13 protein-coding genes are annotated in these 12,144 nt (G+C 65.1%); 10 read left to right on the forward strand and 3 right to left on the reverse strand.

Going from position 1 to position 12,144, the window contains the following annotated elements; translation table 11 throughout:
- Positions 1-11 precede the first annotated feature (11 nt).
- From VPH41_RS03005 to eutC, 5 genes are read left to right on the forward strand one after another with little or no spacing between them, the layout of a single operon-like run.
- A complete protein-coding gene (locus tag VPH41_RS03005) occupies positions 12-575 on the forward strand; it encodes a GbsR/MarR family transcriptional regulator (protein ID WP_328568913.1) in 564 nt (187 codons plus the stop codon).
- A complete protein-coding gene (locus tag VPH41_RS03010; RefSeq protein ID WP_328568914.1) occupies positions 572-1,216 on the forward strand; it encodes a DUF4166 domain-containing protein in 645 nt (214 codons plus the stop codon). Before VPH41_RS03005 ends, VPH41_RS03010 begins: the two co-directional genes overlap by 4 nt.
- The gene (locus VPH41_RS03015) at positions 1,213-2,676 is read left to right on the forward strand and encodes a TIGR01777 family oxidoreductase (RefSeq protein ID WP_328568915.1); all 1,464 of its coding nucleotides are present in this window, start codon (positions 1,213-1,215) and stop codon (positions 2,674-2,676) included. Before VPH41_RS03010 ends, VPH41_RS03015 begins: the two co-directional genes overlap by 4 nt.
- A 44-nt stretch (positions 2,677-2,720) precedes the next feature.
- Positions 2,721-4,109 (forward strand): ethanolamine ammonia-lyase subunit EutB, encoded by a 1,389-nt coding sequence (locus VPH41_RS03020; protein WP_328568916.1) that lies wholly within the window; start codon positions 2,721-2,723, stop codon positions 4,107-4,109.
- Between the two features lie 9 nt (positions 4,110-4,118).
- On the forward strand, positions 4,119-4,892 hold the full coding sequence (gene eutC, locus VPH41_RS03025; protein ID WP_328568917.1) for an ethanolamine ammonia-lyase subunit EutC: 774 nt from the start codon (positions 4,119-4,121) through the stop codon (positions 4,890-4,892).
- Between the two features lie 10 nt (positions 4,893-4,902).
- Here eutC and tsaD read toward each other — a convergent pair whose 3' ends face one another.
- The gene (gene tsaD / locus VPH41_RS03030; RefSeq protein WP_328568918.1) at positions 4,903-5,943 is read right to left on the reverse strand and encodes a tRNA (adenosine(37)-N6)-threonylcarbamoyltransferase complex transferase subunit TsaD; all 1,041 of its coding nucleotides are present in this window, start codon (positions 5,941-5,943) and stop codon (positions 4,903-4,905) included.
- 221 nt (positions 5,944-6,164) lie between these two features.
- On the opposite strand from tsaD, the gene VPH41_RS03035 reads away from it, so the two are divergent.
- Positions 6,165-6,575: a nitrite reductase (NAD(P)H) small subunit gene (locus VPH41_RS03035; protein WP_328568919.1), complete on the forward strand. Its 411-nt coding sequence runs from the start codon at positions 6,165-6,167 to the stop codon at positions 6,573-6,575.
- A 47-nt stretch (positions 6,576-6,622) separates the two neighbouring features.
- Here VPH41_RS03035 and VPH41_RS03040 read toward each other — a convergent pair whose 3' ends face one another.
- Together VPH41_RS03040 and VPH41_RS03045 are read right to left on the reverse strand one after the other, a co-directional pair.
- Positions 6,623-7,684 (reverse strand): 3-deoxy-7-phosphoheptulonate synthase, encoded by a 1,062-nt coding sequence (locus VPH41_RS03040; protein WP_099666639.1) that lies wholly within the window; start codon positions 7,682-7,684, stop codon positions 6,623-6,625.
- Positions 7,685-7,834: 150 nt separating this feature from the next.
- Entirely contained in the window at positions 7,835-8,512 is a 678-nt protein-coding gene (locus VPH41_RS03045; protein WP_328568920.1) for a hypothetical protein, read from the reverse strand.
- Positions 8,513-8,672: 160 nt separating this feature from the next.
- Between VPH41_RS03045 and ybiB the strand changes: the two genes are divergently transcribed.
- From ybiB to VPH41_RS03065, 4 genes are all read left to right on the forward strand, one after another.
- The gene (ybiB, locus tag VPH41_RS03050) at positions 8,673-9,665 is read left to right on the forward strand and encodes a DNA-binding protein YbiB (protein ID WP_328568921.1); all 993 of its coding nucleotides are present in this window, start codon (positions 8,673-8,675) and stop codon (positions 9,663-9,665) included.
- 56 nt (positions 9,666-9,721) lie between these two features.
- Positions 9,722-10,936: an NAD(P)/FAD-dependent oxidoreductase gene (locus tag VPH41_RS03055; RefSeq protein WP_328568922.1), complete on the forward strand. Its 1,215-nt coding sequence runs from the start codon at positions 9,722-9,724 to the stop codon at positions 10,934-10,936.
- Positions 10,937-11,119: 183 nt separating this feature from the next.
- On the forward strand, positions 11,120-11,332 hold the full coding sequence (gene rpsU / locus VPH41_RS03060; RefSeq protein ID WP_008451879.1) for a 30S ribosomal protein S21: 213 nt from the start codon (positions 11,120-11,122) through the stop codon (positions 11,330-11,332).
- 320 nt (positions 11,333-11,652) lie between these two features.
- Complete coding sequence (locus tag VPH41_RS03065; protein ID WP_152256678.1) at positions 11,653-12,105, forward strand: GatB/YqeY domain-containing protein; 453 nt, start codon at positions 11,653-11,655, stop codon at positions 12,103-12,105.
- Positions 12,106-12,144 lie beyond the last annotated feature (39 nt).

The raw sequence follows: 12,144 nt of genomic DNA on the forward strand, positions 1-12,144 counted from the left end.
AAGAGAACGCCATGGAACTGAGTCCAACCACGCAAAAATACATCCTCCACTGGGGCGAAATGGGCACCCGCTGGGGCGTCAACCGCACGGTGGCGCAGATCCACGCGCTGCTGTTCCTGGCGAATGCACCGCTGACGGCGGAAGACATCGCGGCCAGCCTGAACGTGGCCCGCTCGAATGTCAGCAACAGCCTGAAGGAATTGCAAAGCTGGGGCCTGGTCCGCATCACGCACGTGTTGAAGGACCGGCGCGACCACTTCGTCGCCTTGCAGGATGTGTGGGAAATCTTCAGGGTCATCATGGAAGAGCGCAAGCGGCGCGAGATCGATCCGACCCTGACGGTGCTGCGCGAGTGCGCGATCGAGGGCGAACAGGATGCGGCCATACCGCCAGAAACGCTGGCGCGCATGGGCGAAGTGCTGGCCTTCCTGGAAATGTTGAGCAGCACCTACAGCGACTATAAAAACCTGCCGCCGGCGACCCTGCAGCGCATGCTGTCGATGGGCGGCAAGGTGGCCAAGTTCCTCAGCCCGGACGACAAGCCGGTCAAACCGAAAAAGCCGGGCAAGTCATGAACGGGCCGTCCGAAGGAGAGCTGTTCCGGAAGGTGATGGGCGCGCAGTGGCTCACCCTGCACCCGGACATCCGCCGCCGCTTCGAGAAAAATCCCGCGCCGGGCCAGCCCCTGTACTACCGGGGCGAACTCAGTGAACTTTCCAGCTCGCGCCTGGGCAAGGTGCTGGGCCGGCTCACGCGTCCCTTCATCGACGGCGCCCTGATTCCGCATGACGATCACGATTTCCCCGTCGATATCGAAGTCTATTCGCACCCCGATTGCCCCTTCATCTACAAGCAGCGCACCTACCGCCTGCATGGCCGCGCGCCGATCCGCTTCACCTCCTACATGGCGGAAAGCGCAAAAGGCGAAGTGCTCGAATACGTGGGCATGGGCCTGGGGATGAAGCTGCTGCTCCACGTCGAGGAGGGCAACCTGCACTTCACCAGCGACGGCTATTTTTGGGATATTTTCGGCTGGCGGATGCCGCTGCCCGGCGTGCTCACGCCCGGCAAGACCTATCTGTGCCACCGCAACGACACGCCGCAGCAGTTCAACATCCGCATCGAGATCCGCCATGCGCTGTTCGGCACCACGTTTACCCAGGTCGGCGTATTCCGCGAATGCGCGGCGCCGGCAAGTCACAAGGAGACACCATGAATACGCATCTGCTGGCCCTGCAACTGATGGCGGCGCAAGGCTGCCTGGGCGCCTTCGACACCATCTACCACCATGAAATTACGGAGGCGCTGCCGCAAAAGGCCTCGGCGCGCCTCGAATTGACGATCCATGCGACGCGTGCCCTGATCTACAGCCTGCTGTTCGTGGGCCTGGCCGCCTGGGAGTGGCATGGCGCCTGGGCCTGGGTACTGGTGATCGTGTTTGGCGTGGAAATCGTGCTGACCCTGTGGGATTTCGTGGTGGAAGACCAGACCCGCCTCCTGCCCGCCACGGAGCGCGTCACGCACACGGTGCTGGCGATTAACGCGGGCGCCTTCATCGCCTTGCTGGCCCTGAACAGCAGCGCGTGGGCCAGCCTGCCGACGGCCCTCGTGTGGCAGCCGTATGGCTGGCTCAGCGTCTTTCTCGCCCTGTGCGGCGTGGGCGTGGGCCTGTCCGGCCTGCGCGACGCGTATGCCGTGTGGCAGCTGGGACGGCGCCAGGCGCAGGAGACGGCAGAGCAGGAGGAGCAGCTGCGCTTTGCCAGCACGCCGCAGTCCGTGCTGGTGACGGGCGCCACTGGCTTCATCGGCCAGCAACTGGTGGCTGCCTTGCTTGCCGATGGCCACGCGGTGACGGTGCTGACGCGCCAGCCGAAACAGGCCGCGTGGACCTTCGACGGCCAGGTGCGCTGCGTCGCGGCGCTGGATGAGCTGTCGGACGCGCAGCGCATCGACATGGTGGTCAACCTGGCCGGCGCGCGCATCGTCGGACGTCGCTGGACGCCAGCGCGCAAGGCGGCCCTGCGCCGCAGCCGGGTGGCGCTGACGCAGGACCTGGTGGCGTGGATCGCCCGCGCGCAGCACAAGCCGAGGGTGCTGCTGTCGGCGTCGGCCATCGGCTACTACGGCGTGCAGCCGCAGGGCGATGCGACGCAGTTTGATGAAGACAGCGCGCCGCAAGCCATCTTCATGTCGCAGCTGTGCCAGGAATGGGAAGCGGCCGCGTGCCAGGCGGAACGATACGGCGTGCAGGTGGGCTGCATGCGTTTTGGCCTCGTCTTCGGCCACCAGGGTTCGCTGCCGCAGATGCTGCTGCCGATACGCTTCGGCGTGGGCGGCCCGCTGGGCAGCGGCAGCCAGTGGGTCTCGTGGGTGCATGTGCGCGACGTCATCCGCGGCATCGCCCACCTGGCGCGCCGCAGCGAAGACCATGCGGTGAACGGCGCATATAACTTCTGCGCCCCGGACGCCATCGAGCAGCGCCGCTTTGCTCAGGTGGCGGGCGCCGTGCTGCACCGGCCCGCCTTCATGCCCACGCCGGCGTGGCTCATGCGCGCCTTGCTGGGCGAGCAGGCCGACTTGCTGGTGGAAGGCCAGCGGGTCGCCCCGCGCCGGATGACGGAAGACGGCTTTGTCTTCCGCTATCCCACCGTGGAAGGCGCGCTGCGCAGCCTGTAGCCTGGCGTAGAATGGGGCCTTGGAGATGCATTGGAGTTCAATCTATGCCCCGCTTCAGCCATACGATAGACAGCCATACCTATGCGTTCGCCAGCCTGAAGGAACTGCTGGCGAAGGCCACGCCGCTGCGTTCGGGCGATGTGCTGGCGGGCGTGGCGGCCGCCAGCGCGCGGGAGCGGGTGGCGGCGCAGCTGGCGCTGGCGGATGTGCCGCTGCCGGCCTTCCTCAATGAGGCGCTGGTGCCGTATGAAGACGATGAAGTCACGCGCCTGATCATCGATTCGCATGACCGTGCCGCGTTTGCGCCCCTTTCCCACCTGTGCGTGGGCGATTTCCGCGACTGGCTGCTCGACGACGCGGCGGATACGCAAACGCTGTCCGAGGTCGCCGCCGGCATCACGCCCGAGATGGCGGCCGCCGTCTCAAAAATCATGCGCTTGCAGGACCTGGTGCTGGTGGCCCGCAAATGCCAGGCCGTCACGGCCTTCCGCAATACACTGGGCCTGGCGGGGCGCCTGTCCACGCGGCTGCAGCCGAACCATCCCACCGATGACGCCACGGGCATTGCCGCGTCCATGCTCGATGGCCTGCTGCTGGGCAGCGGCGACGCCGTGATCGGCATCAATCCCGCCACCGACAATGTGGCGCAGGTGGTGGCGCTGCTGCAGCTGCTCGACGCCGTCATCGATCAATATCAGATTCCCACGCAGTCGTGCGTGCTCACGCACATCACCAATACGCTCGAAGCGATACGCCGCGGCGCGCCCGTCGACCTGGTGTTCCAGTCGGTGGCGGGCACGCAGGCGGCCAACCGCAGCTTCGGCATCGATTTGTCCCTGCTGGCCGAGGGGCGGGCGGCGGCCCTGTCGCTGGGGCGCGGCACGGTGGGCCGCAATGTCATGTATTTCGAGACGGGCCAGGGCAGCGCGCTGTCGGCGGGCGCCCACCACGGCATGGACCAGCAGACGTGCGAGGCGCGCGCATATGCGGTGGCGCGCGCGTTCCAGCCGCTGCTGGTCAATTCCGTGGTGGGCTTCATCGGCCCCGAGTACCTGTACGACGGCAAGCAGATCCTGCGCGCGGGGCTGGAAGACCATTTCTGCGCCAAGCTGCTGGGACTGCCCATGGGCTGCGACGTGTGCTACACCAACCACGCGGAAGCGGACCAGGACGACATGGACGCCTTGCTGACCATGCTGGGCGTGGCCGGCTGCAATTTCATCATGGGCGTGCCGGGCGCGGACGACATCATGCTCGGCTACCAGAGCACCTCGTTCCACGACGCCCTGTATGCGCGCCGCGTGCTGGGCCTGCGTCCTGCGCCCGAATTCGAGGCCTGGCTGGCGCGCATGCAGATTACGGATGCGCAGGGCCTGTTGCGCACCGCGCTGGCGCCCGCCTTCCAGGCGGCCCTGCTGCGCCTGGACGACTAGGGAGGATGCATGGACGAGAACAAGCCGTGGCAGGCGCTGCGCACGCATACGGCGGCGCGCATCGCGCTGGGACGCCGCGGCGTGAGCGTGCCCACCCGCGCGCAGCTGGCCTTCCAGCTGGCCCACGCGCAGGCGCGTGACGCCGTGCACCTGGCCCTCGATGGCGAGGCCCTGGCGCGGGTGCTGGCGGAACAGGGGCTGGCCAGCATGCAGCTGCACAGCGCCGCTGCCACGCGCGCCGTCTACCTGCAGCGGCCCGACCTGGGGCGCCGGCTCGACGACGCTTCGCGCGCGCGGCTGGCTGCTGGTGTAACGGGCGTGGATCTGGCGCTGGTGGCGGCCGACGGCCTGTCGGCGCTGGCCGTGCAGCGCCACGCGGCGCCCTTCCTGGCCGCCTTGCGCGCACGGCTGGCGCTGGAAGCGTGGACGCTGTCGCCGCTGCACATCGTGGCGCAGGGACGGGTGGCGGTGGGCGACGAGGTGGGGGCGTTGCTGAAGGCGCGCGCCGTGCTGGTGCTGATCGGCGAGCGGCCGGGCCTGAGTTCCCCCGACAGCCTGGGCCTGTACCTGACGTGGGCGCCGACAGTGGGCTTGCTGGACGAGCGCCGCAACTGCATTTCGAACGTGCGTCCGCAAGGCCTGGCGTATGCGCCGGCCGCGTACCGGCTGCACTACCTGCTGGCGCAGGCGTTCCGGCGGCAGTTGTCGGGCGTGGACTTGAAGGATGAAACGGTGGAAGAGGGCGCGGCCCTGGCGGGCGGGCGCAATTTCCTGCTGGCGTGAGCGGCGGGGATCAGACTTCGCGGATCTCGTCCAGCGGCCAGCGCGGGCGCACATTGAACGAGTAATCGTGCTTGGCCGCCTGCGGGTTGATCTGCAGGCGCATGGCGCCGGCAAAGGCGATCATGGCGCCGTTATCGGTACAGAATTCCAGCTCTGGGTAATACACTTTGAAGCGCTTCTTGGCGGCCGCCGCGTTGAGCGAGGCGCGCAATTGCGCGTTGGCGCCCACGCCGCCGGCGATTACCAGGCGTTTCAGGCCCGTGTGCTTGAGGGCGGACACGCATTTGGCCGTCAGCACGTCGACGATGGCGTCGACGAAGCCGCGCGCGATGTTCGCCTTGTCCTGCTCGCAGATATTGGCGATGACTTTTTCTTCATGGTTCTTCACCACCGTCAGCACGGCCGTCTTCAGCCCCGAAAAGCTGAAGTTGAAATCCTTCGAGTGCAGCATGGGGCGCGGCAGCTTGTAGGCGAGCGGATCGCCGAATTCGGCCAGGCGCGAAATGGCGGGGCCGCCCGGATAGCCCAGTCCCAGCAGTTTGGCCGACTTGTCGAATGCCTCGCCGGCTGCATCGTCCAGGGTTTCGCCCAGCATCGTGTACTGGCCCACGCCATCGACGCGCATCAGCTGCGTGTGGCCGCCCGATACCAGCAGCGCGATGAACGGGAATTCCGGCGGTTCCGACGCCAGCAGCGGCGACAGCAGATGGCCTTCCAGGTGGTGGATGCCCAGCACGGGCTTGTTGATGGCCAGGCCCAGGCTGCAGGCGACGGACGACCCCACCAGCAGCGCGCCGGCCAGTCCCGGTCCCTGCGTGTAGGCGATGGCGTCGATCTCGGGCAGGGTGATGCCGGCCTTGGCCAGGGTTTCAGCGAGCAGCGGGATGGCGCGGCGGATATGGTCGCGCGACGCCAGTTCCGGCACCACGCCGCCATATTGCTCGTGCATGGCTACTTGCGAATAGAGGGCGTGCGACAGCAGGCCGCGTTGCGTGTCGTACAAGGCCAGGCCGGTTTCGTCACAGGAGGATTCGACGCCAAGAACAATCATGAAGGTGCTAAATAGGGAGGAGTAATCCGCCATTGTAAAGGAAAGCCGGGCAGTCCACCGTGCGGCGGGCGCACCATTTCGGCGGCAGTGTGCACTCGCGCAGTGCGCTACGGTGCCGTTTTGCCCGGGTTTTTTCGCGGATTTCGCCCTTTCCCTGCCCGCAGCGGCACTGGCACCGCTCTTGCTTAGACAGGCATGTGCCTTTTTCACGGGAGTCCGCGATGCCAGAACAATGGAAAATGATATGCCGCCTGAAGGACATGCCGCTGGCCGGCGCGCGCATGGTGCAGCGGGGCCTGGCGTGGCAGGACTTGCCGGGCGTGGCGCTGTTCCGCGCGCTGGATGACACGGTGTACGCCTTGCTCGACACGGTGCCCTGCCTGGGCGGCCCGCTGGCGCACGGGGTGCTGATGGAGAAGAACCTGATGGGGCCCAAGAACAGCTGGATCATCGAGCTCGATTCGGGCCGCCTGGTGGCGCCCGTGCAGGGCATGGCGCGCCTGTACGCCGTGCGCATCCTCGATGGGCGCGTCTACCTGGATGTCAATGAACTCAATATCCCGGCCAGCAAGGCCGAACAGGCGCTGGCGGGATCGTTTGCCGTGTTGCCGCATGTGCAGATGGCAGGGTGAGGAAAAAAACGGCGCACAAGGCGCCGTTTTTCGTATCCGCGAGAGGCTTATGCCGGGCGGTTTAACAAATGCGCATGCGCATCGCGCAGCATGGTAGCCGTCGTGTCCCAGTCGATGCAGCCGTCGGTGACGGAGCAGCCGTAGGTCAGTTGCGACAGGTCTTGCGGGATCTTCTGGTTGCCGCCGACGATGTTCGATTCGATCATCACGCCCACCAGCGAGCGGTTGCCCTGGCGGATCTGGTTGACCACATCGGCCATCACCAGCGGTTGCAGTTCCGGCTTCTTGTAGCTGTTCGCGTGCGAGCAGTCGACCACCAGGTTGGCCGGCAGCTTGGCCTTGGCCAGCGCCTGTTCGGCGATGGCGATCGAGACCGAATCGTAGTTCGGGCGGCCGTCGCCGCCGCGCAGCACCACGTGGCCGTACGCGTTGCCGCGCGTGCGCACGATGGCCACATTGCCTTCGCCGTTAATGCCCAGGAAAGAGTGCGGATGCGCCGACGACAGGATGGCGTTGACGGCGATGCTGATGTCGCCATCGGTGCCGTTCTTGAAGCCGACGGGCGTCGACAGGCCCGACGACATTTCGCGGTGCGTCTGCGATTCCGTGGTGCGCGCGCCGATGGCCGTCCAGGCGATCAGGTCGCCCAGGTATTGCGGCGAGATGGGGTCCAGCGCCTCGGTGGCGGTGGGCAGGCCCAGTTCGCACACGTCGAGCAGGAACTGGCGCGCCTTTTCCATGCCTTCGTTGACCTTGAACGAGTCGTCCATGTACGGGTCGTTGATATAGCCTTTCCAGCCCGTGGTGGTACGCGGTTTTTCGAAATACACGCGCATCACCAGCAGCATCGTGTCCTTGACTTCCTCTTGCAGTGCTTTCAGGCGGCGCGCGTAATCGAGGCCGGCGACGGGGTCGTGGATGGAGCAGGGACCGACGACGACGAACAGGCGCTGGTCCTTGCGGTCGATGATGTTGCGCAGCGCTTCGCGGCCGCGGCTGACGGTGTCGAAGGCGCTTTCCGACAGGGGCAGCTTGGCGTGCAGTTCGGCCGGCGTCGGCATGGGCGCGAAGGAGGTGACGTTGATATTTTCGATGTCTGGCGTATTCATGATTCTGGCTAGGCTTTCGCTATTGCGTTCTTTAAGAGGCAATAGTGTAGCGGAAATGCGGGCTGGCGGCGGGGACGGGGGTAAAACGGGAATGGATGAGTTGTTTTTATGGCAGGGCCGGCACGCTGCCGGCCCCCATTAATCAGCTGTTCAATGGCCGCCGGCCAGGCTGGCGCCAAAGGTGTAGCGGGCGATGCGCTGGTAGTTGTCGGCCAGCTCAGGCGGCCTGGGCAGGCCGGGGTGGCGCCGCACGTGCGCGAGGATGGCCGTTTCGTGCTGGCGTATCTGCGCATCCAGGCAGGCGATCTGCTGGCGCAGCAATTGATGCAGTGCAATCTGTCCCGCATGGAAATGGTCTTCCAGCCGCAGCATCTCCTGCTTGCGCAATTGCCGCACGGCTTGCAGGCGGCGCAGCCACAGGCGCAGTTCCACGTAGGCGGCCGACGGCGGCGTCCAGGGGGCAGGGCGTGTCGCGGCGCAATACTGCGCCAGCACCACGGCGCCGCGCACCGCGCCGCTAGGCAAGCCGCAGCCGCGCGCATACGCTTCCAGCGGACCCGGCTCGGCATCGCACACCAGCATGCCCATGTCGGCCAGCACGCGGGCGGCCACCTCGCTGTACGGATCGTCCAGGCGCATGCAGACGCGCAAGCCCATGACGGGCACGTCGTTCCTTTGCAGCCAGCTGCGCAGCCAGCGGTAGCCGGCCAGGTCGTTTTCCAGCACCTTGCACAGCACCTCGCCGCCCGAGATCAGTACGGCCTTGAGCAACAGCTTGCTCGTTTCGATGCCGACGAAGGCGCTTTCCTGTTTGGTCGCGTGTTCCATGATGAGTCCTCCTGTGTATGGATATACGCAGCGGTGGCATGGCTGGATTCAACGCGATGCATATTTCGAGAGGAAATATTTTTCTGGCGGACTGTTGCATTGGCGCATTTTGCTGCCGCCAGGCCGTCTGCATGGGGAAAAATCCGTGTAAGCTGGCGCCATGACTACTGTTTCCATACCCCATACCGACGTGGCCGGCGAGCCATTTCCCGCCGCGCGTTTCATCAAGGAAATAGGACGCGGCAAGAACGGCGCGCGCAGCATGACGCGCGACGACGCCGGCGCCCTGTACCGCGCCATGCTCGAGGGCCGCGTGTCGGACCTGGAGCTGGGCGGCATTTTGTTGTCGATGCGCATCAAAGGCGAGTCCGTCGAGGAAATCGCCGGCTTCCTCGACGCGGCCGAAGCGTCGTTCGTCCCGCTGGCCGCGCCGGTCGGCGAGTTCGCGCCCATCATCATTCCCAGCTACAACGGCGCGCGCAAGATGGCCAACCTGACGGCCCTGCTGGCGCTGCTGCTGGCGCGCGCGGGCGCGCCCGTGCTCGTGCATGGTGTCACCAGCGACCCGGGCCGCATCACGACGGCCGAAGTGCTGGCTGCGCTGGGCGTGCCGGCCTCGCCGGACCATGCGCAGGCCGAGGCCGCCATGGCACGCGGGGAAGTGGCCTTCCTGCCCATCGCAGCGCTGGCGCCGCGCCTGGCGTACATGCTGTCCCTGCGGCGCGTGCTGGGCGTGCGCAATTCCACGCACACCCTGGTGAAAATCATGCAGCCGTTCGCGGGCCCCGCGCTGCGGCTGGTGTCGTACACGCATCCGGAATACCTGGAAATGCTCGGCGAATATTTCCTGGCGGCGTCGCCGCCGGCGCGCGGCGACGCGTTCCTGATGCGGGGCACGGAAGGCGAGACGGTGGCCAATGCCAACAAGGCGCAGCAGATCGACTGGTTCCATGGCGGCGAACGCACGGTGCTGGTGGAAAAGCAGCTGCTGGTGGACGAGTTGCCGCACTTGCCGGCCGAGCGCGATGCGGCCACCACGGCCGACTGGATCGCCGCCGTGCTGCGCGGCGAGGTGCCCGTGCCGCCATCGATCGCCGAGCAGGTGGCGCAATGCCTGATGGCGTCGCGGCAGATTGCAGCACGGCCGCGCTAGCCGCGCCGCCGCAGTTTACAATGGCGTCTTTGTAATCAGCGGTGACCGGAATTCTTATGGCAAAACAATTTGATGTGGCAGTGATCGGCGCGGGCGCGGCCGGCATGATGTGTGCGGCTGTTGCCGCCCAGCAAGGCAAGCGCGTGGTGTTGATCGATCACGCGGCCAAGCTGGCCGAAAAGATCCGCATCTCGGGTGGTGGGCGGTGTAATTTCACTAATATTAACGCCGCGCCACAAAATTTCCTCTCGGAAAACCCGCATTTCTGCAAGAGCGCGCTGTCGCGCTACACGCCGCAGGATTTCCTCGCGCTGGTGAAAAAATACCGGATCGGCTACCACGAAAAGCACAAGGGCCAGCAATTTTGCAATGAATCGGCCGAGCAGATCATCGACATGCTCAAGGACGAGTGCGCCGCTGGCGGCGTGCACTGGCGCATGCCGTGCAAGATCGACAATGTTGCCCAGCAAGCAGACGGCGGCTTCGTGCTGCAGACGGATAGCGGCGACATCGAGACGGCCAGCATCGTCATCGCCACGGGCGGCCTGTCGATTCCGAAGATCGGCGCCACGGATTTCGCCTACCGCATCGCCAAACAATTCGATTTGATGATGGTCGAGCCCCGTCCGGCCCTGGTGCCGCTGACGTTCGATCCGGCCAGCTGGGCGCCGTTCGCGGAACTGTCCGGCATCGCCCTGGAAGTGGACGTGGAGACGGGCAGCCTGAAAGGCCGCAAGGCCACGGGCGCGCGTTTCCGCGAAGACTTGCTGTTCACGCACCGCGGCCTGTCGGGTCCGGCGATTCTGCAGATTTCCAGCTATTGGCTGCCCGGCACGCCCATCGTCATCAACCTGCTGCCGGAAGTGGACGTGGCGCAGACCTTGATCGAAGGCAAGGGCACCCTGAAGAAACAGCTGGGCAATATCGTGGCGCAATGGCTGCCGCAGCGCCTGGCGGACTGCTTGCTGGCCGTCAACGGCCTGGCGCCTGACGCGCGCATCGCCGACATGCCCGACGCCCAGCTGCGCAAGCTGGGGCAGGCCATCAATGCCTGGTCCATCGTGCCGAACGGCTCCGAAGGTTACCGCAAGGCCGAAGTGACGCGCGGCGGCATCGATACGCGCGAGCTGTCGCAGCAGACCATGATGGCAAATAAAGTGCCGGGCCTGTATTTCATCGGCGAATCGGTCGATGTGACGGGCTGGCTGGGCGGCTACAACTTCCAGTGGGCCTGGGCTTCCGGCGTGGCGGCAGGTATTGCCTTGCAGTAAGCAAATCTGTAGGATGGGGTTCTGGCGCCCGGTGCGCCGGCCCCGGTGCGTGGTTTACGCCACATTCCGGCAGTGATCGCAGGCTGCATGCCGCACGCAAGTGGGGGAGGGGCTTCCCTTTCCGAATAAAAGCTGCTACTATCTATCTCTTCCTATACACCACCTCAACGGTTTGAATTTTACATGACCACTATTCGCCTTAAAGAAAACGAGCCGTTCGAAGTCGCAATGCGTCGCTTCAAACGCACCATCGAAAAAACGGGTCTGCTGACCGAATTGCGCGCTCGCGAATTCTACGAAAAGCCAACAGCTGAGCGCAAGCGCAAGCTGGCAGCTGCTGTCAAGCGTCATTACAAACGCATCCGCAGCCAACAACTGCCGAAAAAATTATTCTAAGACTGTTCAGTCAGAACCAACCCGGGTAGTTCGGCGCATTGTTCGCCACGGGTTTTGTTTTGATTCGCCTGGAGTGATACTTCAGATGAGTCGCATACCCGCTCCGGTTCGCCGCAGCGGGTTTTCGCTTTTGTGGCTGCCTGCCTGGAGTACCTGGCAGAACCGTAGCGAGCGGCAGTGAGTTGCGGCTGAGAAGCGCAGCTGTGCGAATGCACAGTGAGCATCGGAGGCCGCAAATCGCGACGCGCAGTAGCTTATGTCAGGTACTCTTAGTCTGCGCACATCAGCATCGAGCCCCACTTACCAACACGAGGATTGCCATGAGCTTGAAAGAACAAATTACCGAAGACATGAAAAACGCCATGCGCGCCAAGGAAGCGGGCAAGCTGGGCACGATTCGCCTGTTGCTGGCGGAAATCAAGCGCAAGGAAGTCGACGAGCGCATCGAATTGACGGATGCCCACGTGACGGCCATCGTGGAAAAGATGATCAAGCAGCGCAAGGATTCGATCACCCAGTTCGAGGCCGGCGGCCGTGCCGACCTGGCCGACATCGAAAAAGCCGAGCTGGTGCACCTGATCGGCTACATGCCTGCGGGTCTGTCGGAAGACGAAGTGGCGGCCGAAGTGGCTGCTGCCGTGGCCGCCTCGGGCGCCGCCGGTCCGCAAGACATGGGCAAGGTCATGGCCATCGTCAAGCCGAAGCTGGCGGGCCGCGCCGACATGACCGTTGTTTCCGCCCTGGTCAAGAAAGCCTTGACGCCGGCAGCGTAAGCATACAATAGTAGCAAGGGCTGCCAGTCGTCGCGCTGG

Origin of the sequence: Janthinobacterium sp. P210006 (assembly GCF_036231885.1) — a bacterium.
Lineage (GTDB): Bacteria > Pseudomonadota > Gammaproteobacteria > Burkholderiales > Burkholderiaceae_D > Janthinobacterium > Janthinobacterium violaceinigrum.

Bases quoted from the DNA above. Each gene is read 5' to 3' on its own strand.
- VPH41_RS03005 (WP_328568913.1), top strand. From the start codon at position 12: ATGGAACTGAGTCCAACCACGCAAAAATACATCCTCCACTGGGGCGAA.
- VPH41_RS03010 (WP_328568914.1), top strand. From the start codon at position 572: ATGAACGGGCCGTCCGAAGGAGAGCTGTTCCGGAAGGTGATGGGCGCG.
- VPH41_RS03015 (WP_328568915.1), top strand. From the start codon at position 1,213: ATGAATACGCATCTGCTGGCCCTGCAACTGATGGCGGCGCAAGGCTGC.
- VPH41_RS03020 (WP_328568916.1), top strand. From the start codon at position 2,721: ATGCCCCGCTTCAGCCATACGATAGACAGCCATACCTATGCGTTCGCC.
- eutC (WP_328568917.1), top strand. From the start codon at position 4,119: ATGGACGAGAACAAGCCGTGGCAGGCGCTGCGCACGCATACGGCGGCG.
- tsaD (WP_328568918.1), bottom strand. From the start codon at position 5,943: ATGATTGTTCTTGGCGTCGAATCCTCCTGTGACGAAACCGGCCTGGCC.
- VPH41_RS03035 (WP_328568919.1), top strand. From the start codon at position 6,165: ATGCCAGAACAATGGAAAATGATATGCCGCCTGAAGGACATGCCGCTG.
- VPH41_RS03040 (WP_099666639.1), bottom strand. From the start codon at position 7,684: ATGAATACGCCAGACATCGAAAATATCAACGTCACCTCCTTCGCGCCC.
- VPH41_RS03045 (WP_328568920.1), bottom strand. From the start codon at position 8,512: ATGGAACACGCGACCAAACAGGAAAGCGCCTTCGTCGGCATCGAAACG.
- ybiB (WP_328568921.1), top strand. From the start codon at position 8,673: ATGACTACTGTTTCCATACCCCATACCGACGTGGCCGGCGAGCCATTT.
- VPH41_RS03055 (WP_328568922.1), top strand. From the start codon at position 9,722: ATGGCAAAACAATTTGATGTGGCAGTGATCGGCGCGGGCGCGGCCGGC.
- rpsU (WP_008451879.1), top strand. From the start codon at position 11,120: ATGACCACTATTCGCCTTAAAGAAAACGAGCCGTTCGAAGTCGCAATG.
- VPH41_RS03065 (WP_152256678.1), top strand. From the start codon at position 11,653: ATGAGCTTGAAAGAACAAATTACCGAAGACATGAAAAACGCCATGCGC.